This is a genomic window from Pseudovibrio sp. Ad13 (genome assembly GCF_001623225.1).
GTDB lineage: Bacteria > Pseudomonadota > Alphaproteobacteria > Rhizobiales > Stappiaceae > Pseudovibrio.
This window is the reverse complement of the sequence record NZ_LMCC01000015.1, coordinates 1-20,121: the sequence shown is the minus strand read 5'-3', so window position 1 is coordinate 20,121 and position 20,121 is coordinate 1. Positions and strand designations below refer to the sequence as shown.

12 protein-coding genes and 1 pseudogene are annotated in these 20,121 nt (G+C 51.8%); 7 read left to right on the top strand and 6 right to left on the bottom strand.

Going from position 1 to position 20,121, the window contains the following annotated elements; genetic code table 11:
* Nucleotides 1-236: 236 nt before the first annotated feature.
* Nucleotides 237-6,404, top strand: coding sequence for an autotransporter domain-containing protein (locus tag PsAD13_RS17275; protein WP_193777064.1), 6,168 nt, complete (start codon nt 237-239; stop codon nt 6,402-6,404).
* Nucleotides 6,405-6,791: 387 nt separating this feature from the next.
* Here PsAD13_RS17275 and PsAD13_RS27850 read toward each other — a convergent pair whose 3' ends face one another.
* Complete coding sequence (locus PsAD13_RS27850) at nt 6,792-6,947, bottom strand: hypothetical protein (RefSeq protein WP_161831232.1); 156 nt, start codon at nt 6,945-6,947, stop codon at nt 6,792-6,794.
* A gap of 205 nt (nt 6,948-7,152) precedes the next feature.
* The gene (locus PsAD13_RS17270) at nt 7,153-7,854 is read right to left on the bottom strand and encodes a helix-turn-helix domain-containing protein (RefSeq protein WP_057461930.1); all 702 of its coding nucleotides are present in this window, start codon (nt 7,852-7,854) and stop codon (nt 7,153-7,155) included.
* A 149-nt stretch (nt 7,855-8,003) separates the two neighbouring features.
* Here PsAD13_RS17270 and mddA point away from each other — a divergent pair, with 149 nt between their 5' ends.
* Nucleotides 8,004-8,741 (top strand): methanethiol S-methyltransferase, encoded by a 738-nt coding sequence (mddA, locus tag PsAD13_RS17265; RefSeq protein ID WP_063318976.1) that lies wholly within the window; start codon nt 8,004-8,006, stop codon nt 8,739-8,741.
* Nucleotides 8,742-8,743: 2 nt separating this feature from the next.
* Nucleotides 8,744-9,355 (top strand): OsmC family protein, encoded by a 612-nt coding sequence (locus PsAD13_RS17260; RefSeq protein ID WP_063318975.1) that lies wholly within the window; start codon nt 8,744-8,746, stop codon nt 9,353-9,355.
* A 595-nt stretch (nt 9,356-9,950) separates the two neighbouring features.
* Here the strand turns inward: PsAD13_RS17260 and PsAD13_RS17255 are convergent.
* Nucleotides 9,951-10,853 (bottom strand): LysR family transcriptional regulator, encoded by a 903-nt coding sequence (locus PsAD13_RS17255; protein ID WP_063318974.1) that lies wholly within the window; start codon nt 10,851-10,853, stop codon nt 9,951-9,953.
* A gap of 107 nt (nt 10,854-10,960) precedes the next feature.
* Between PsAD13_RS17255 and PsAD13_RS17250 the strand changes: the two genes are divergently transcribed.
* Nucleotides 10,961-11,911 (top strand): haloalkane dehalogenase, encoded by a 951-nt coding sequence (locus PsAD13_RS17250; RefSeq protein ID WP_063318973.1) that lies wholly within the window; start codon nt 10,961-10,963, stop codon nt 11,909-11,911.
* Between the two features lie 150 nt (nt 11,912-12,061).
* A complete protein-coding gene (locus PsAD13_RS17245; RefSeq protein WP_063318972.1) occupies nt 12,062-13,078 on the top strand; it encodes an NADP-dependent oxidoreductase in 1,017 nt (338 codons plus the stop codon).
* Between the two features lie 649 nt (nt 13,079-13,727).
* Here PsAD13_RS17245 and PsAD13_RS17240 read toward each other — a convergent pair.
* Complete coding sequence (locus PsAD13_RS17240; RefSeq protein WP_063318971.1) at nt 13,728-14,447, bottom strand: WYL domain-containing protein; 720 nt, start codon at nt 14,445-14,447, stop codon at nt 13,728-13,730.
* A gap of 85 nt (nt 14,448-14,532) precedes the next feature.
* On the opposite strand from PsAD13_RS17240, the gene PsAD13_RS17235 reads away from it, so the two are divergent.
* Both PsAD13_RS17235 and PsAD13_RS17230 read left to right on the top strand, forming a co-directional pair.
* Nucleotides 14,533-15,468: an alpha/beta hydrolase gene (locus tag PsAD13_RS17235; protein ID WP_063318970.1), complete on the top strand. Its 936-nt coding sequence runs from the start codon at nt 14,533-14,535 to the stop codon at nt 15,466-15,468.
* Between the two features lie 95 nt (nt 15,469-15,563).
* Complete coding sequence (locus tag PsAD13_RS17230) at nt 15,564-16,130, top strand: YdeI/OmpD-associated family protein (protein ID WP_063318969.1); 567 nt, start codon at nt 15,564-15,566, stop codon at nt 16,128-16,130.
* Between the two features lie 384 nt (nt 16,131-16,514).
* On the opposite strand, the gene PsAD13_RS17225 is transcribed toward PsAD13_RS17230, so the two are convergent.
* Complete coding sequence (locus PsAD13_RS17225) at nt 16,515-19,763, bottom strand: autotransporter domain-containing protein (protein WP_208986727.1); 3,249 nt, start codon at nt 19,761-19,763, stop codon at nt 16,515-16,517.
* Nucleotides 19,751-20,121: pseudogene (locus PsAD13_RS17220) on the bottom strand (hypothetical protein); the annotation flags it as partial. The pseudogene PsAD13_RS17220 and the gene PsAD13_RS17225, both read right to left, overlap by 13 nt.

The window sequence follows — 20,121 nt, the reverse complement described above, 5'->3', positions numbered from 1 at the left end:
CGAAAGATTGGGAAGAGAGATCTGTAGCGACTTAGCTAAGGGGGCGTTTAACTGACGAGCGTTCCTGGGCTGGTCACGGACAAGTTCCGCGTCATTTCACATCAAAACAATCAGGTTTTGGAGTGAGATGGGTACATCAAAAATTTTGAACCAAGAGTTCCGACAGCCCTATGACTATTCCCCCTACAAGAACATGTTTTGAGCACTTTCTGAACCATCTGCGGCGCGGTGGACGCATGACCAAAGTGGCTGGTGTTATAGCAAGTCGAGCGCCCCATCTTGCGGCTGCGCTAATTGCATCAGGGCCTTTGGGGTTGTCCGGAGCAACCAACGCGCTTGGCCAAACATGGGACGGAAGCGCATCAAGCGATTGGTTTACTGGCGAGAACTGGACTAATGACATTATCCCGAATGGGGCAGGAAGTGTTTACATCGATACGACAGCACTCAATCCGACCTCAGTAACGGATAAAACCACCAACGGAACTGCAAGGGCAAATAATCTGAGGGTAGGCTACAGCGGCGAAGGAACTCTGACGGTATCCGATGGCGGCGTGGTGAATAGTAACTACGGCTATATCGGAGATAACAGTGGATCAATCGGCGCCGTTGAAGTGACCGGCATCGGGTCAACCTGGGATAATTCAATGGATCTGAGTATCGGTGACTTTGGTAACGGCACTCTGACGGTATCCGATGGCGGTAAGGTGAAAGGCAACTACGGCCACATCGGTTATAGCGACGGTTCAACCGGCAGTGTTGAAGTGACTGGTACCGGATCAATCTGGGTCAATTCGGGCATTCTAGCTGTTGGAGGATCTGGCAATGGCACTCTGACGGTATCTGATGGCGGTAAGGTGAATAGTAACTACGGCTATGTTGGCCGTTACGAAGGCTCAACCAGCGTTGTTGAGGTGACCGGCACCGGGTCAACTTGGGGCAATTCGGGCAATCTGAGTGTCGGTCGCGATGGGGGGGGCTCTCTGACGGTGTCTGATGGCGGCACGGTGAGTAATATATCCGGCTTTATCGGCCGTTACAAAGACTCAACCGGCATTGTTGAAGTGACCGGCACCGGGTCAACCTGGAGCAATTCGAGCAATCTGTTTGTTGGGCGCGACGGCGATGGTACCCTGACGATTTCAGAGGATGCAATAGTGAGCGTGTCCGGGGTGACAAAGCTGGGCTCTAACTCAACGGGTTCTGGCGTTTTGAACATCGGGGCGGGAAGCGGTGATGCGGCTGCTACGGCCGGTACGCTTGATACCTCAACTGTTGAGTTCGGAGACGGCACTGGGGTAATCAACTTCAACCATACGGATAGTGACTACACCTTTTCCGCGGATATCAGCGGGAATGGCAGTGTCAATCAGCTTTCCGGTACTACGATCCTGACCGGCACCAACACCTACACCGGCGACACGATAGTTTCCGGCGGTACGCTGGAGTTGCGCGGCGGGAGTGTTTTGACCGACACTCAAGAGCTGAGGGTCGGCTATGCCGACACCGGCGCATTAACCATTGCAGAGGGCAGTGAGGTTAATAGCGAAAATATGTTTATTGGCCGTGTGTCGGGCAGCGTGACAGTGACGGGTTCAGGAGCTTCGTTAAATGTTGCTACTAACTCTATAATTGGCTTGTATGGGACCGGAACGCTGACCATTTCCGATGGTGGCAGGGCTACCAGTGGTCGGGCCAGCGTCATAGGTGGACCTAATGCCACAGGTGCCGTGACTGTGACGGATGACGGATCCATCTGGGAGGCAGGCTCTCTTTTGGTCGGCCAGTATGGTGCCGGCTCCCTAAAAATAGAGAATGGCGGCAAGGTCACTTCTGGTCGCGCCACCATTGGCTTTGACAGTACCAGCTTCAGTGGGACCAGTTCGGGTATTGTTACAGTGACGGGAGAAGGCTCCGTTTGGGAGAGTCGCGATCGTATTATCATCGGAGATAGTGCGCCCGGGACGCTGACGATCGCGGATGGCGCCACCGTGGATGTAGATGGTGAAGTCAAGCTGGCCTACGATGCCGTTTCACAAGGCACACTCAATATTGGCGCTGCAGCAGGTGAGACGGCTGTGAAGGCAGGCACCCTTGATACAGAGGAAGTTAGATTTGGTGACGGTATCGGGGTGATCAACTTTAACCACACGAATACCGCTTACGTGTTCGCGCCAAAGATCAGAGGAGACGGCCGGGTTAACCAGCTTTCGGGCACCACGACCCTGACTGGTGCCAACACCTATACCGGTGGCACTACCGTTTCAGGAGGCAAGCTAGTTGTTGATGGCACCATTGGCGATGTTACAGTCAATGGCGGTAGCCTTGGCGGATCGGGCACGATCAACGGTTCTGCAACAGTCACAAGCGGAACGATTGCTGCAGGCAACAGCCCTGGCACACTGACCATCGACGGTGACCTCAATCTGACCTCCGCATCCGTTCTGGACTTCGAACTCAGCTCTCCGTCAGGCACAGCAGGCGCAGACAGTGACCTCATCGCCGTTGGCGGTGATCTGACGCTGGATGGATCTCTCAATGTTACTGATGCAGGTGGCTTTGACGCCGGGGTGTATAACTTGATCACTTATGGCGGCAGTTTGACCGATAATGGTTTGGCGGTGGGCACTGCGCCTACAGGTTTCCTTTACAACGTGCAGACCGCAACAGCCGGACAGGTCAATCTTCTGGTAAATCCAGACCAGCTGAGCTTCTGGAATGGAGCGGTAACAAGTGCTGATGGAACCGTTCATGGTGGTTCTGGCACCTGGAGCACTGCGGGAACCAACTGGACCGATGCCACTGGCTCAGCAAGCGCACCTTATCAACCAGACAGCACGCTGATTTTCCAGGGAGCACCGGGCACAGTCACAGTGGATAGTGCCGGGGTTTCAATTTCCAAGGGCATGCAGTTTGCTGCCGATGGCTATATAGTGACTGGTGGCGATATTACACTGGCAGGAGAAGCTGGATTCCGCGTCGGAGACGGGACCTCCGCGGGCGCGGGATATTCGGCAATCGTTGCATCTAACCTGACCGGTACCGGTTCACTGGAAAAAACTGATTACGGCACGCTCACCCTTTCCGGTGCCAATACCTACACCGGTGGTACAACTGTCTCGGAAGGCGTGCTTGTTGTTGATGGTTCGATTAGCGATGTGACAATCAATGGCGGCACCCTTGGCGGTTCGGGCACGATCAATGGTTCGGCAACAGTCACAAGCGGAACCATCTCTGCCGGAAACAGTCCGGGTACGCTGACAATTGGCGGTGACCTTAATCTGACCTCCGCATCCGTTCTGGATTTTGAGCTTGGATCTCCATCCGGCACAGCAGGCGTAGACAGTGACCTCATCGCCGTTGGCGGTGATCTGACGCTGGATGGATCGCTCAACGTTACCGATGCAGGTGGCTTTGACGCCGGGGTCTATAACCTGATCACCTATGGTGGCAGTTTGACCGATAACGGTCTGGTGGTGGGCACCGCGCCCACGGGCTTGCTTTACAACGTGCAGACAGCAACAGCCGGACAGGTCAACCTTCTGGTGAACCCGGACCAGCTGAGCTTCTGGAACGGAGCGGTAACAAGTGCTGATGGAGCCGTTCATGGTGGTTCTGGCACCTGGAGCACTGCGGGAACCAACTGGACCGATGCCACTGGCTCAGCAAGCGCACCTTATCAACCGGACAGCACACTGATTTTCCAGGGAACAACGGGCATAGTCACAGTGGATAGTGCTGGAGTTTCAATTTCCAAAGGCATGCAGTTTGCCTCCGATGGTTACAGCATAACTGGAGGCGATATCATCATAAGTGCTGGCGCTGATACCGTTTCATTCAGGGTTGGGGACGGAACCAGCTCGGGCACCGGTTTGACCTCAACCATTACCTCCAACCTGACCGGGACTGGATCACTGGACAAAACTGGTCTTGGAACACTCGTCCTGACGGGTGACAGCTCCTATAGTGGCGACACCACTGTTTCAGAAGGAGCGCTGGAGTTCAGGGATGGCGCCACTCTGGCCGGTCGAACTATTAGCGTTGGTGGACCTGAAACAGCGTCTCTGACCGTTGTTGATGGCAGCGATGTGTCCGCCAGTCTTTCAACCTTTCTCGGGAAAAGCTCAGGTTCTTATGGGGCTGCAACAGTGACAGGGCCTTCTTCGCGCCTGCAAACTACCAACGGCTTTTATGTCGGGCGCTTTGGAAACGGAACCCTGAATATCTTGGAGGGCGGTTTAGTTTCCGGCATGCATGGCCAGATTGGCACTTTTGCAGGCTCTACCGGAACAGTGGAGGTAATCGGAGAAGGGTCGCATTGGAAGAACGATTTCGGGTTGGATGCAAGCGGGACTAGCCTTTACGTGGGACGTTATGGGGTCGGAACTCTAACCATTAGCGAAGGTGGTCGGGTGACCAGTAAAAAAGGGGGGATCGGTTCTGAAGCTGGTTCTTCGGGGGACGTAGTCGTGACCGGAGTTGGTTCTCTCTGGGAAAACAGCCACTATATGAACATCGGATTGCTCGGAAACGGTACCCTAACGATCTCAGATGGTGGCGTGGTTGATGTGGAGAACAGCGTTTATCTGGGCAGGGTGACAGGTTCTCATGGCACGCTCAATATTGGGGCTGCCGCTGGCGACACCGCGCAGGCCGCAGGCAGTCTGGATGCCACAGCAGTTAAATTTGGTGACGGTACCGGGGTAATCAACTTCAACCACACGGATAGTGACTACACCTTCTCCGCAGATATTAGCGGGACTGGCAGTGTCAATCAGCTTGCAGGCACCACTATCCTAACCGGCACCAACACCTATACCGGCGACACCATTGTTTCCGGTGGCGAGCTGGTTGTTAATGGCACCATTGGCGATGTTACGGTCAATGGCGGCACCCTTGGTGGCTCGGGGACTGTAGGGGCTGTTGCTTTCCAATCAGGTGCTGTAGTCGCACCGGGAAACTCCGTTGGGACTCTGAATGCGACTTCTCTTGTTTTCAATAGTGGATCAACCTTTGACGTTGAATTGAACGATGGGGGCAACGTGGCAGGCATCAACAACGATCTGCTGGCCGCCAGCGGTACTGTGACGATCAATGGTGGTACGGTGCATGTGAAGCCGGAAAACGGAACCGACGATGGCTCAACCTACACTACAAATACGGTCTATACGATTATGAGCGCTGTAGGGGGCGTCTCCGGAACGTTTGATTCACCCGCACCAACAGATGACTTCGCATTCCTTGATTTTGTTCTCTCTTATGATGCCAACAACGTTTATCTGAGTTCCCAATTAGTATCTAGCTCGTTCTGCATGCCCGGGATGAGTGCTAATCAGTGCGCTGCGGGTGAGGGTGCATTCTCACTTGGCATCGGAGACTTGTTCAATTCAGTCTTGAACCTTTCCAATGCGGATGCAGCAGGAGCACTCGATCAGCTTTCAGGCGAAGCTCATGCCTCAATAAAAACAGCGCTGATTGAAGATAGCCGTTTTGCCCGCGAGGCAGCCCTCAATCGTGTGCGTGCTGCAATGGATTCCGTTGCAGCGGATGGACAAGAGCAAGTAGAAAAGCGCGTTGGCGAAAGCCTCACGTTCTGGGGGCAAGGTTTTGGGTCCTGGGGACGCTGGAGTGGAAACAGCAATGCCGCAAGGCTTGATCGGTCAATCGGCGGTTTCCTTCTAGGTGGAGATGTCCAGATTGGTGAAAGTTCCCGCTTTGGCTTTTTCGGTGGCTACGACAACAGCAGTTTCGAAGTGAATGGCAGAACGTCCTCAGCGACAGCAGATACGCTGCATCTTGGTGCTTATGGTGGCACAGAGTTTGGGCCTCTGGGGGTGCGCGCAGGTGGTAGCTATGCATGGCATGATATCGACACGACCCGTTCGGTCGCCTTCACTGGCTTTACTGAGAACCTGTCAGGGTCCTATACGGCGCACACTGCGCAGATCTTTGGTGAAGCAGGGTACCGTTTTGATTTTGCAGCAACCAGTTTGGAGCCTTTTGCCAGTATATCCTACGTCCAGTTGTCCAGCGATGGGTACTCCGAAACCGGTGGCTCTGCTGCGCTGAAGGCTGATCGCCAGACAATGGACAGCACCTTCACCAGTATCGGGCTGCGGGCAGAGACACGGGCGAACCTTGGTCAATTCACCGCGAAGTTATCAGCACAAGCTGCCTGGCAGCATGCGTTTGGCGATGTAACACCTGTTGTCAATCAGGCCTTTGCCGGAGGCGATGACTTCTCCGTTGCCAGTATCCCGATTGCCAGAGATGCCCTCCTGCTGAATCTGGGAGCATCGGTGGATTTGGGACATAGCACGACCTTGGGTCTGGCATACGATGGCCAGTTCGGTTCCAGCTTCACTGATCAGGGACTCAAAGCGAACATTGCTCTGAAGTTCTGACCATTCTCCTGCCTGAGCAAGGCCAACTACCCCACATAAACCTGCCCGCCACCTGAAAACTTAGGTGGTGGGCAAGTGCTCTCCAATCATCAAAAATTCATATGCGCCATCTCTGTTAATTTGCCCCCATCCTGAGCACGGCCTTTTTCATTAGTACCGTGAACTTTGTCTAGGAAATGAAAGCAGTCTCGGGAACTCTGACAGCCTGCCATCCAGGCCGCTTCAACCATTGATAGAACAGCTCGAATGGCCGCATTTGGCCCTTTTTCTGTAGGCGCTAAGGTATTTTGCAACAGGGCCCTTGCCGGTGTCCCCAGCAAGCCATTTCTTATCTACTTCAAGAAACTTCCTTGGACCAATTGTAGTAGAGCTCTGCGAGATACCTTCTTACCGGCTCAGCTCAGCAATACTGTCTTCATCATGTAATCCGGCAAGCACGATACGGATCTTGTCTTCTGCGGAATAGCGCTTGCGGGCCTTGCTAGGGATATCTTTGAACGCTTCCTCAGCAGCGGCACTCGCTGCTGAGGTGTTTAGCCCCATATCTCATCCATATGGCTTCGGCGGGGAGCAGATAGTTACCAATGTTGCTGCAGCAATCATAACCTTGAAGACATACACGCAAAGCAAGCTCCTGCCGATTAAGAGCGATTGTGGAGGTGGAGAATGTGATCGTAGGTCTCAACGCCTTCTTGCAGTACCCTGCTTAAACGACCAGCAGGTATTGAACAGTAGCGGTTTACCGAGATCAAATATTCGGGGCAGGTTTAATTTTCGAGTAAGGAGAACAGGCGAACCAGTCCTGAGCAGATTGAACCAGTTCTCTGGAGCCCTCAAGGTATAAATCGTTATTCGCTTTTGCTTTGTTGATTGAAATATCGCGCATCCAAATGGATACTAGGCACTCAAGCCGCGCACTGATATAGACATCCACATCGTGGCCCGGATCATCTGTGCATAGATCTACGGTTTTGCCATTCGCTAAAATCCACCAGCTACCGAGCCTGCTTTGATCGATAATGTGCACGTGGATCACTGTTTCGCCGCCCGGCATCGCATCTGTTGCCAGAGTTCGATGGAAGTCCCACATGAACGCGCCAACATCACAGTCTTGCTCCATTATACGGCGACTTCGCCAACGTAGCCCCCAAACAGCCATGGCATCGATGATCGGCCCCAACTCCCTTCCCGATCTGGTAAGCCGATATTCCTTTGTTCGGCCAGTTTCAGTGGTTTTGCGTAGAATAAGTTCTGCGTCTTCTAGCGACTTGAGGCGGTTGCTCAAAATCGAAGGTGACACGCGTGGTATTGCCCGTTGAAAGTCACTGAAATGCGTAGATCCTAGAAACAATTCACGCAGAATAAGAAGAACCCACTTGTCACCGATAACATCGGCTGAAGCTATCGCAGGACACAAGCTGCCGGGCAAGATCTTACGGGAAGTTTTCATAATCTGAACGTAATGAACTCCGTTTTACAAAACAACTATGGAATCCGTAGTGAATTACTATTAAAGCCGAACTTTCTTAATCAAGAGAGCAAGCGCACCTTTATGTCAACGTCTGCGATCAAGGCGGCGTACGGAACCTGGAGGTTAATATGGGACGCGCTCTTGCATTTTCTTATGGAATATTATCCTACATCGTCTTTTTTCTCACCTTTCTTTACGCCATTGGCTTTGTAGCCAACATTGTTGTGCCAAAGGGGATCGATTCAGGATCGCCTGGGGCTTTTCTACCGAGCCTTGGTATCAATCTACTGCTGCTAACGATTTTTGCACTTCAGCACAGTGTGATGGCGCGCCCCGGTTTCAAACTCATCTGGAAGAAAATTATACCCCAGCCTATAGAGCGGAGCACCTATGTGTTGCTGTCCTCTCTGGCTTTGTGCCTGATTTTCTTTTATTGGCAGCCGATGGCTAGGGTCGTCTGGGATGTTTCTGGAACTCCATTGGGCCTAGCGCTTGTGGGTATTTATTGGGTCGGATGGCTTATTGTCCTAAGCTCAACCTTCATGACTAGTCATTTCGATTTATTAGGCCTCAATCAGGTTTTAGCGAACCTTAGAAATCGCGAGTTTGTGGCAGGTGGTTTTAGACGGGTGGCTCTTTATCGCTTGGTTCGCCACCCTTTAATGACTGGCTTTTTGTTAGCGTTCTGGGCAACTCCGTTAATGAGTATTGGCCATCTGCTCTTCGCTGTTGTCACCACAATCTATGTTGTAATGGCCGTTCTTTTACTGGAAGAAAAAGACCTGATTGCTGAACTAGGCGAGGACTATCAGTCCTATCGCCGGGAGGTCGGTCCCTTTATCCCTGGCATTGGCAAGGAGCGTTAAAAATGGCATTGCAAGCGGAACACTTGAACCATATCCGATCCTTTGAGGCATCTGAAGGCATTAATGTGCGTGATCGGCAAGCCCGATTGCGAGCGCTCTATGCCAAAGCTCCTCAAACTGCGTGGGTGGATGATCACGCAAGAACCATTGACCGACAGGTGAGGGCATGCCATCCGATCCATGGCCATGTTGTTTGCGGTGTTGATGTTCCCATCGACTTGCCAATCTCTGTGCATAAGGCTGTTGGCGGGGAAAGTGACTTTCCTTGCCCCGGCGAGATTTTAGCAGCGGCTCTAGCGAGTTGTCTGGATACCGCGATCCGAATGATCGCCAATCTGATGAAAATGGAACTCAAAAATCTTGAGGTAAAGGTTAGCTTAGGGGCCGACGTCCGTGGAACACTAATGATGAACGATCAGATTCCTGTTGGATTCCAGAGCGTTCATGTCGAGGTTGACATAAAAACCTCATCAGATGTTCCCGATAAATCTCTGGCAGTGCTTCTCAATGCCGCTGAAAAGAGCTGCGTTATACTTCAAACACTGCGTAATCCGCCAAAGTTACTAGTCAGCCGAACCGTGAATCAGGCTTTAGAATGCCCTGAGCTGAAATGAGGCCTGCTGTAGCTGTTCAGGAATATGGAGAAAATCAGAAGTGACCTGCCAGTTTGCGCTCTTCGCGTAGGCCGAACGATCGCCAGTTAATGCATGCTCTGTATATGTCCGAAGTTGCGAAGTGCCATCTGCTGCCAACATTTCCAACTGGCCCGAACGGCAAACATGGGTCACCCGGCGAAGGCGGCCATGTGCTTGGATAAGGACGATATCCGGTTCTGATGGCAGTTTCATAATAGTTTATAATATTTGCTCTCAACCTCAGCTGGAACCGCTCGGATGGCCGCTTGTGGCCCTCGACGCTAGCAACGGTCTCTCACTGGCCGGGGTTTTCGCAGTGCATTGAACGTCAGCAAAGTCCGCATCTTACCAGTTCAAAATCACCAAACTTGGGTGAATGAGATTCAATGCTCCCTTGTTGTTGTTCGTAACGCCCAAATGTGCACGCTCGGTCCAGTTGGGCCTGTATCATAAAATGATACGCCGCATCCAAGGTCGGGTTTGAGACCTGTTATCCGAAGCTGCACTTTGGCCATCGCACAGGCCGGTCATTGGCAAAGATTTGATTGCCGTTTTCAGGTTCGTAGCGCTTGGTCTACTTCTGATAAAGTGCCCCTTGCATCTTGGGCTTCAGTTCGTCAAGCCCATCCGCCAAAAAATCCACGAACCTGCGAACCCGAACTGTTCGTCGCAATTCTGAGTGCAGTAAGATGAATAGGGTGCGATCAAATTCAATCTCGGTATTTGGCATTTGGCGCAAATCGGGGAAAATATGTTCAAAAACAACAGGCAGAAATGACATTCCACATCCCTGCCTTAGAAGGCTTATGTGCATATATGTTTCGCTTGAGGAGTAGCGAATATCGGCGGCAGGAAATTGAGATTGCTTCAGCCACGCCGGATTTTCACGTGATTTCGTCCAACCAACCCAACTCAATCCGGCACCCTCGGGTCCGGCAGTGGGTAAAACCTCATCAATATACTGTTGATTGGCGTAGATCCCGATTGCCATGGGGTAAAGTTTGCGCGCGGTGACGTCATCGGTTACCTCATATGCCGCTCGAAGAGAGACATCCGTTTCCGCTTGATTGATATCCTCTTGCGCGTCGGTCAATCGCAGTTCCACATCGATGCCTGGATAGGCCTGATGAAACCGCGCCAGTATCGGCGCGACGACATCAAGGGCCATAGCAGGCGGCAGAGAAAATTTAATCGTTCCAGTTTCGGTTCTATCCAAACCTTCGACCCGGCGACGCGCTCCAAGAAATACCTGCTCGGCTTCTTCCGCCATTGGCAAAAGAGCCTCTCCCGCTTCGGTTAACTCAAAACCGCGGCGAGAACGGGTAAAAAGCTGAACGCCATAGCTGGCTTCCAATACCTTGATGTTGCGGTTCACCGTAACATGATTGGCGTTCAGCATCTCAGCCCCAGCGCGCAGGCTTCCCTTGCGCGCAACAGCCAGAAAAAAAGGCATCATTTCCCAGTCGATGGACCGCATTTCGCATCCCCTATGTTTCATCAGGCGAACACTATGTTCGAAATTATGCAATTTATAAAGAGGTAATTGAAACATAGATATTGCTCAACAGAAAACTGGAGATATCTATGAAACGCAGAACCTTACTAAAATTTGCCGCCTTGGTTACAGCCGCATCCGTAATGTCGCTGCCCGCATTCGCGGACACTCATCAAGCGCAGGACAAAAGTTATATGACAGTGCTGGGCCAGAAGATCGCTTATGTTGATGAGGGCGAAGGGCGCCCCGTTGTCCTTTTGCACGGCAACCCTGCCTCTTCTTATCTTTGGCGGAACATCATCCCGCACCTGTCAGCCACACACCGCGTGATTGCACCTGATCTGATCGGAATGGGCGATAGCGACAAGCCAGCACTTGAAAATACCTATGCCGACAGCGCGGAATATATGTTCACCTTTCTTGACGCTCTGGATTTGAAGGATGCCGTGTTGGTGATCCATGATTGGGGGTCGGGTCTGGGCTGGCACTATGCGCGCACGCGTCCCGAACGTGTGTCCGCAATTGCCTTTATGGAGGCGATGACGCCGGGCTTTATTCCCTACGAAAGCTACGAGTCACTGGGCGATTTCGCGGAATTCGTACGCAATGTGAACACGCCCGGTGTTGGCGAAGAAATGATTATGAACCAGAACATTTTACTGGATCAATTTATGCGATACGGCAGCCCGAATGGACCGCTCTCGGATGAAGTTATGGCAGAGTATAACCGCTATTACCCAACAGCCGAGAGCCGGAAAATATTGTTAGACTGGCCACGCGAAATTCCAATCGCTGGCGAACCGGCAGATGTCTATGAGGTGGCGACGGCAAATAACGCGTGGTTGCTGGCCAGTGATCTGCCGAAATTGATGTTCCACGTCGATCCAGGCGCGATACTTCCGATGGCCCAAGCCGAGTATTTGCAGAAGAACCTGAAAAATCTTGAGACGGCGTTTCTTGGCCAAGGGGGGCATTTCGTTCAAGAGGACTATCCCGATGAAATCGGCAAGGCTCTAGCCGAGTGGTTGACGCGGTTCTGACAGGTAACCGTCACAATGCGCCAAGGAAAGAACCGCTAGTTCGACGTGATCACCAGCGGACCCTTGGCGCAATCACAGACCCAATTGAAAATTCAGTTGATTGAAACCAATCCCCTTGGAGATCGAGATGAATAATGTTCGGAGAGACATATGACAAAATCAATGACAGCAGCAGTAATTAAGCAATGGGGCGGTGCAGCAATGTTCGAAATCGCGCAACTCCCCATTCCAGACCTTGAAGCCGACGACGTGCTGATCAAAGTGGCCTACGCGGGGGTCAATCCGGCAGATTGGAAAATGCGAGAAGGACACCTCGCCTCGGCGATGCCAAACGCCAAGTTCCCTTTGGTTCTCGGGGTGGACGCTTCGGGTGTCGTGGTGGCGACAAGCAAAAACGTAACCGAGTTCTCTGAGGGCGATAGAGTTGCTTCCGCAACCAATATGTTTTCTGCGGGGAAACCTGGGTCCTATGCAGAGTACCTTGTGGTCGATAAGTGCCGGGTTGCGCTGATCCCTGCAGATATGACCTTGGAATCTGCATCGACCATTCCGACTGCAGGTGTGACGGCCTGGCAGGCACTGTTCGGGGCTGAAAAAGGTGCGCTCAGGAAGGGTGAGAGCAAGAAGATACTCATCAATGGTGCTTCGGGTGGTGTGGGCAGTTTTGCCGTTCAATTGGCAAAATGGGCTGGCGCAGAGGTAGCCACCACCTGCAGTGGCGCCAATTTGGACTATGTTAAGTCCCTGGGAGCCGATTTCCCGATTGACTACAAAACTCAAAGTATTAGCGACGAAATTTCCAAATGGGCTCCAAATGGCTTGAATTTGATCGTCGACACCATAAGCGCCGACTCGCTTGCTGATCCTGTGGCCTTGTTAAAGCGAGGCGGTCGGCTCGTTAATATCGCAACATTGACGGATGACGGAGATGTCGAAGCTCAAATCGCTGAAGCGAAAGAACGCGGTGTCGAGAAAATTTTGGCTTTTGTCGACGATGCAAGTTTCGGCGCGGAAATTCGGGAAATCGTTAATTTGGTTGAGGCTGGCGAGTTGAGCCTTCCTCATACCGAGTTTTTCGAATTGGGCGATGTGGTTCGTGCGCATGAAAAGCTGGAGACAGGACATGTGAAGGGTAAACTGGCGCTGTGGGTATCAGGTGATCAATAAAATCTTTCAACCGGCGGATCCTTGTTAGCCTAGGCTCCACCCCTAGTTCTAAAAAGTAGAAAACATCCAAAAATGTGTGAAAATTGGAGGCCGTACTGTTCGGGGCGTTCGGTCACTAAACGCTTATTGGAAAGTATGATGCGAACGTTAGCTATCTGTCCCGCTTCACAGTCACTTACGAACCCGAAATGCTGCGCCATCGACCAATGTTAACTTTCGGGAGGCGAGTAAGTAGATTTTGAAGTGGGCTGAATGTCAGCAAAGGGGCCGTTTGAGTAGTTACAGATCGTTTACAGAAGCTTCTTGGTGGAACTGGTTCAACCCTTGCTAAAAACGCCCCAACGGCGGCTAATGGCCCGAAATTCTAGCCATTCCTGACGCGTCGCGCGTGACCAACTGCGAACCTTTGAATATTTCTATCAAGGGTTGATACAATCTACATAGCGGATTTTTTGAGTATCCGAGTGGGCAGTTTTTCATCGAGTAAGGCGATCAGTCAAGCAGGCCACAAGGTGAGTTCGCTGAGCCCAAGTTGCGGATTTTTAGCACCGCAGCAATTATCGGGTTTGTCGAAGCCGACCAGATGGCCGCTATATTTGCAGGTACAAACGTAAATACGCAAAGAGAAATAGTACTTTATCTATGAGGGTCAGCGAGGTGAATCGCGAATTGGGCGAACGTTATCCTCAAACGGCACATGTCGTCTCCGAAATGTTGTGTTCTGGACGTAGTTTGGCCTGCAAATCCGGTCCATTCGAAAATGACGGAAGTCCTTGCGCGCAGGATCCCAGGCCACCAGATACCATAGTGGTGGCAAGATCAGCATAGCTTGCGGCTCAACAACTCGGCTGGTTACTACCCCTTTTGCGTCACAGTACTGGAAACGCAAGTGGAGCTGTTGAAGAAAAGCTGTTTCGAATGCAGGCAGCAGCGCAGGCTCCATTGCTCCCATATCGGATATATCTACCTGCGGTGAAAGCTGCCCTACATACAAGCAATCCAGAAATCGGCGTAAGTCTCGGACTCTGTCCGACGGCAGAGCCTTCTCAATTTTGGCTAGTCCGGCATCTGCAAGAGCCGAAAAAGGCAGGTTTCCAACGGCTCGCATGCACGCCACGCTGATAAGAAGTGCAAATACTTCAGCAACCGAAATCCGCGCTGTGGTCTGAACTGAGCGTGGATCGAGTTGCAGGCCACCGCCGCGCCCAGGTTCAGAATGAATGACAAAGCCCTCATCCCGCAAGGCCCTAATGTCACGCAAAACGGTGCGGCGGGATGCGCCAACTTCCTCAGCTAAGTCAGCAATTGTCGAAGTACCGTTCCGGCGCAGGCTGCGCACGATTGCGTCATGACGGAGGCGAGTGTTCATTTTGCAAAGCTACCATTCAATGGTGACAGAATTTGGCACTATTGAAAACTAAACGATCCTTGAACATGTCTACAAGGAGAGTGTTATGTTTGATCCCGACAATTTTCCCAAACCCGCCCTAATCGCCGTCAACGGTGTGGAACTCGAAGTCTTTGAAGCAGGTCGTGAAAATGCAGGAAACCCCATCGTACTCTGCCATGGGTGGCCAGAACATGCCTATACTTGGCGTCATCAGATATCCGCTCTTGTCGAAGCTGGCTACCATGTCATCGCCCCAAACCAACGCGGTTACGGCAACTCATCGCGCCCTATAGAAGTTGCAGATTATGACATTGCGCACTTGACGGGGGATCTCACCGCACTGCTCGATCACTACGGGTACGAAACCGCTACATTTATCGGTCACGATTGGGGGGCATTTGTCGTTTGGGGGCTGACTTTATTGCATCCAGAGCGGGTCAAAAGCCTAATAAATCTGGCCTTGCCCTACCAGGAGCGCGGAGAAAAACTATGGACCGAGTTCTTGGAAGAATTACTCGGAAGCGACTATTATATGGTTCACTTCAACCGGCAGCCAGGCATTGCGGATGCTGTATTAGACGAAAATCCATCCCAGTTCCTTCGCAACTTGTTCCGCAAAAATGTACCGCCCGAGCTGAGTTTAGACGTGCTCAACCTCGCCAAAGCAAAAGCACCGCTTGGTGAGCCAATTATGAGCGACAGCGAACTGGCCGTCTTCGTCTCCGCTTTCAAAGCCACAGGGTTCACAAGCAGCATAAACTGGTACAGAAACCTTGATCGCAACTGGTATATATTGGCGGACGCGAACCCAATCATAAAACAGCCTGCTCTCATGATTTATGGTGACCGTGACGTGATCCCAAAATTTGAGAGATTATCGGAGTTTGTGCCGAATGTGGACGAGGTCAATCTGGACTGCGGCCATTGGATACAGCAGGAAATGCCGGAGGAAACAAACCAAGCAATTATGAAATGGCTGGAACAACAGGCTACCGCCTAGTCCCTTCGATATTTCAAGGTACGCGTGCCCTCCGGCCATGTCGGAGGGTGTTCCCCTAAAATCTATCAGAATGGCTTGAGTTGAAGGCGTAGAGGATGGTCAAAGTAATCTTTTTCAAGAGACAGGAAGAGTTTAGCGATTGGTTGAAAGAACATCCTGAAGCTCGTGAACTTTGGGTGGGCTATTTCAGGAAAAGTTCGGGGCGAGCTAGCCTTACGTGGTCCTCATCGGTCGATGTCGCACTTTGCTTTGGATGGATCGACGGCATTCGAAAAACCATTGACGAAGAGAGCTATAAGATCCGTTTTACGCCGCGCAAAATACAAAGTGTTTGGAGTGCTGTGAACGTGAAGAAGGTCAATGCACTCATACGGCTGGGAAAGATGGAATCAGCCGGGATGGAAGTCTTTAACAACAGATCAGATGCACAAGGCTACACCTCAGAGGATCGAAGTGTGCCGCTTACAAAGGCCTATGAAGATCAAATCAAGGCTAACCATTCTGCTTGGAGCTTCCTTACGAGTTTGGCACCTTCCTATAAACGTGATTCTATCTGGTGGGTCATGAGTGCCAAGAAAGAAGAAACACGGCTGAAACGGCTTGGCATTTTGATTACCTCATCCCAAGCAGGGCAAAAAATACCATTTTTGCGAAAGTCATAAAAGCTCCTGCGTAGACCTTAAAGGCCCCAAGCTGAAAAGTGACCAAAAATCAGAACAATTAAAGAACATGCTGGGTAGCTGTCGGTAGTAACTCGGAGTATGAACTGGTAAGATGCGGACTTTGCTGACGTTCAATGCACTGCGAAAACTCCGGCAAGTGAGAGGCCGTTGCCAGCGTCGAGGGCCATTACCGGACATTCACACAGATCAATCAATAGTTGAGGCAGCCTAGATGGCAGAAGGCCGTGTTCTGGGCGGGGATAAATTAGCGGGATTGGTGCATATGGATTTTCGACAGGTGGAGAGCATTTGCCCGCCACTTAAGTTTTCAGGTGGCGGGCAGGTTTATGTTGGGTAGGTGGCCTTACGCAGGCAGGAGAGCCGTCAGAATTTCAGAGCAATGTTTGCTTTGAGCCCCTGATCGATGAAGCCGGAACCAAACTGGCCATCATATGCCAGATCCAAGGTCGTGTTACATCCCAGATCCACCGATGCTCCCAGATTCAGCAGAAGAGCATCTCTGGCAATCGGGATACCGGCAACGGAGAAGTCATCGCCTCCGGCAAAGGCGTGATTGACAACAGGTGTTACATCGCCAAACGCATGCTGCCAGGCAGCTTGAGCTGAGAGCTTCGCGGTGAATTGGCCAAGGTTCGCCCGTGTCTCTGCACGCAACCCAATACTGGTGAAGGTGCTGTCCATTGTCTGGCGACCAGCCTTCAACGCAGCAGAGCCACCGGTTTCGGAGTACCCATCGCCGGACAACTGGATGTAGGATATATTGGCAAAAGGCTCAAGACTGGTCGCAGAATAATCAAAACGATACCCCGCTTCACCAAAGATCTGCGCAATTCGCACTGTGTAGGATCCTGACAGGTTCTCGGCAAAGCCAGTAAAGGCAACCGAACGGGTCGTGTCGATATCGTGCCATGCATAGCTACCACCTGCGCGCACTCCCAGAGGCCCAAACTCTGTGCCACCATAAGCACCAAGATGCAGCGTGTCTGCCGTCGCAGAGGACGTTCTGCCATTCACTTCGAAACTGCTGTTGTCATAGCCTCCGAAAAAGCCAAGACGGGAACTTTCGCCGATCTGGACATCTCCACCAAGAAGGAAACCGCCAATTGATCGATCAAGCCCTGCAGCATTGCTGTTTCCATTCCAGTGTCCCCAGGACCCAAAACCTTGCCCCCAGAACGCGAAACTCTCACCAACACGCTTTTCCACTTGCTCTTGTCCATCCGCTGCAACGGAATCCATTGCAATGCGCACACGACTGAGGGCAGCCTCGCGGGCAAAGCGGCTATCTTCAATCAGCGCTGTTTTTATTGAGGCGTGGGCTTCGCCTGAAAGCTGATCGAGTGCTCCTGGTGCATCTGAGTTGGACAGGTTCAAGACGGAATTGAACAAGCCTCCGCTGCCAAGTGAGAATGCACCCTCACCCGCAGCGCACTGATTAGCACTCATCTCGGAAATGCAGAACGTGCTGGATGCCATTTGGGAACCCAGATAAACATTGTTGGCATCATAAGAGAGCGCGAAATCAAGGAATGCGAAGTCATCTATTGGGGTGGACGAATCAAACATTCCGGAGACGCCCCCTACAGCGCTCAGAATCGTATAAACCGTATTGGCGGCATAGGTTGAACCATCGTCGGTTCCGTTTTCCGGCTTAACGTGCACCGTACCACCATTGATAGTCACAATACCGCTGGCAGCCAGCAGATCGTTGTTGATGCCTGCCGCGTTGCCCCCATCGTTCAACTCAACTTCAAAGGTTGAGCCACTATTGAAACTGAGAGAAGTCGCACTCAAAGTCCCGACGGAGTTTCCAGGTGCAACCACAGCACCTGAATTGAAAGCAACAGCCCCTACAATCCCCGAACCACCAAGGCTACCGCCATTGACTGTAACATCACCGATGGAACCATTAACAACCAGCTTGCCCGCTGTCAGGGTTGTGCCACCTGCATAGCTGTTATTGCCCTCTAGAATAAGTGTGCCTAGGTCGGTTTTATCTAGAGATCCGGTCCCTGTAATGTCAGAAGCGATGGTCGCAGTGAAGTCTGCACCAGCATTCGTGCCATCACCAATACGGACCGAGGTTTTGCCATCGAGCGCAATCTCGCCACCTGCGACTTGATAGCCATCGACAGCAAATTGCAGGCCAGATGCAACCGAGACACCTTCAACAGCGACCGTGACATTACCCGCCGTACCTTGAAAAACGAAATAGCTATCAGGGTCATAGGCCAGATCTGTGAAACTGGCAGAGTTGGTCCAGTTACGGCTTGAACTATTCCATGTGCCCGCGCCGCCATGCACGGTGCCGTCAGCGGTTGAAGTGCCGTTCCAAAACAGTAAATCCCGCGTCGACGCCAATAATGACACAGTGCCAGGCGTTACAGTGGTGCTCAGGGCAAAATCGTAATCAAGCGGGGCATCTCCGATTGTGAGGCCATTGTCTGTCAGGCCCCCGTCATAGGTGATTAATGTATATACACCTACACCAAACGTGCCGGTATCGGTTACATCAAGCGTGCCATCTAACGTGAGGTCGCCACCAACGGTGATCAGGTCGCTATCGAGGCCAACAGTGCCATCAGGTGTGCCTAGACCGAAAGCGAGTGTCGCATTTTCATCCAGTACAAGATCGCCGCCGATCATCAAAGTGCCACTCCCTTGATAGCCTGGAGAGAGCGTGCCACCTGTAGCCTCGACATTGCCGACAGTACCCGTGCCCCCAAGTGTTCCGCCCGTCAGCTTGATCTGCCCAGGCAGCTCGCCATTAACGATCAATGCACCGCCAGTGATATTCGTCGTGCCAGCAAAACTGTTGTAACTACCATAGAATTCGCCCACGCCGCCGGTCCAGATCGTTGTGCCCGCGATCTGATTGATTGTGTGGCGATATCCCTGAGTGTTAGAAATCGACCCGATATCGACATCAAAAATATAGGCGTCATCAGTGTGATTGAGGTTCAGCTCGCCATTGGAAAAACGAAAATAAATGCTTGGAATATCCAGTATTCCCGGGGCCTGAGCAGCTTCACCTTTCGCGGCACCGATATTGACGGCAAAATGGCTAGAATTATCTAAAGAGCTAGAATCACCAAATCTGATCCAATTGGGTGAGGAAAAAGTACCGCCATTAGAAACGGTGAGCGCACTCGTTCCATTTCGGAAGTTTAGTCTCTTTATAGATGAAAGTATAGATCCTTCGCCCGAAACAAGGATACGGCCTCCTTCTGTTGGTGCTGGTGGGCTTTCGAAGCTATGACCAAGATCAAGATTGCCGTTTACAGTCAGACGCGCACCGTCAAGCACGTTAAGCTCACCGCGGGCAGGTTCAGGATAAAGAACATAATGCTCTGCAAAATTCAAGTCGCCGGTAATGGTTCTATCTTCTTTATCGCCATGTTTGTCCTCGCCAGAAATTGTGAGCGTGCCAATGCCCCCATCGCCGAGGGTCATATAGCCACTGCCAAAGGAGCCGTAGTTTTTGCCGGTAAAGACAACATCTGCACGACTAATTTGGGGAGTTGCCGTCAGCGCCCCTGCAATGATTGAAATCGCAAGCCTATGTGAAACTAGGGCTGATGTGTTTTTGTATGCAAAGATCAAGCGTTGCATGTGCGTCTATCCCTGGAGAGTGAAAAATCGGAAAAACTTAACCACAACCGGATCAGATCGCTGTCTACGCCCGCTGTGCTGGATGGAGATCCAAGCTCAAAATCCATAACTGATGCGAAGGTAAGATCGAGGTCGCCATCAATAGTCAGCGTGCCGGGGCTGTTTCCGGCAGCGATGGTACCGTTCGTGACTGTTGTTGAATCGTTGATCGTACCCGCCCCACCAAGGGTTCCGCCATCGGCAATGTTCAAATCACCCGTTCCAGCATTGCCAACCTTGAACTCCCCAGTGGCCTGCCATTGGGATCCCGCTCCGCTCACCGTTACGGTGCCGTGAGAACCAGAGTTTACGCCGATTA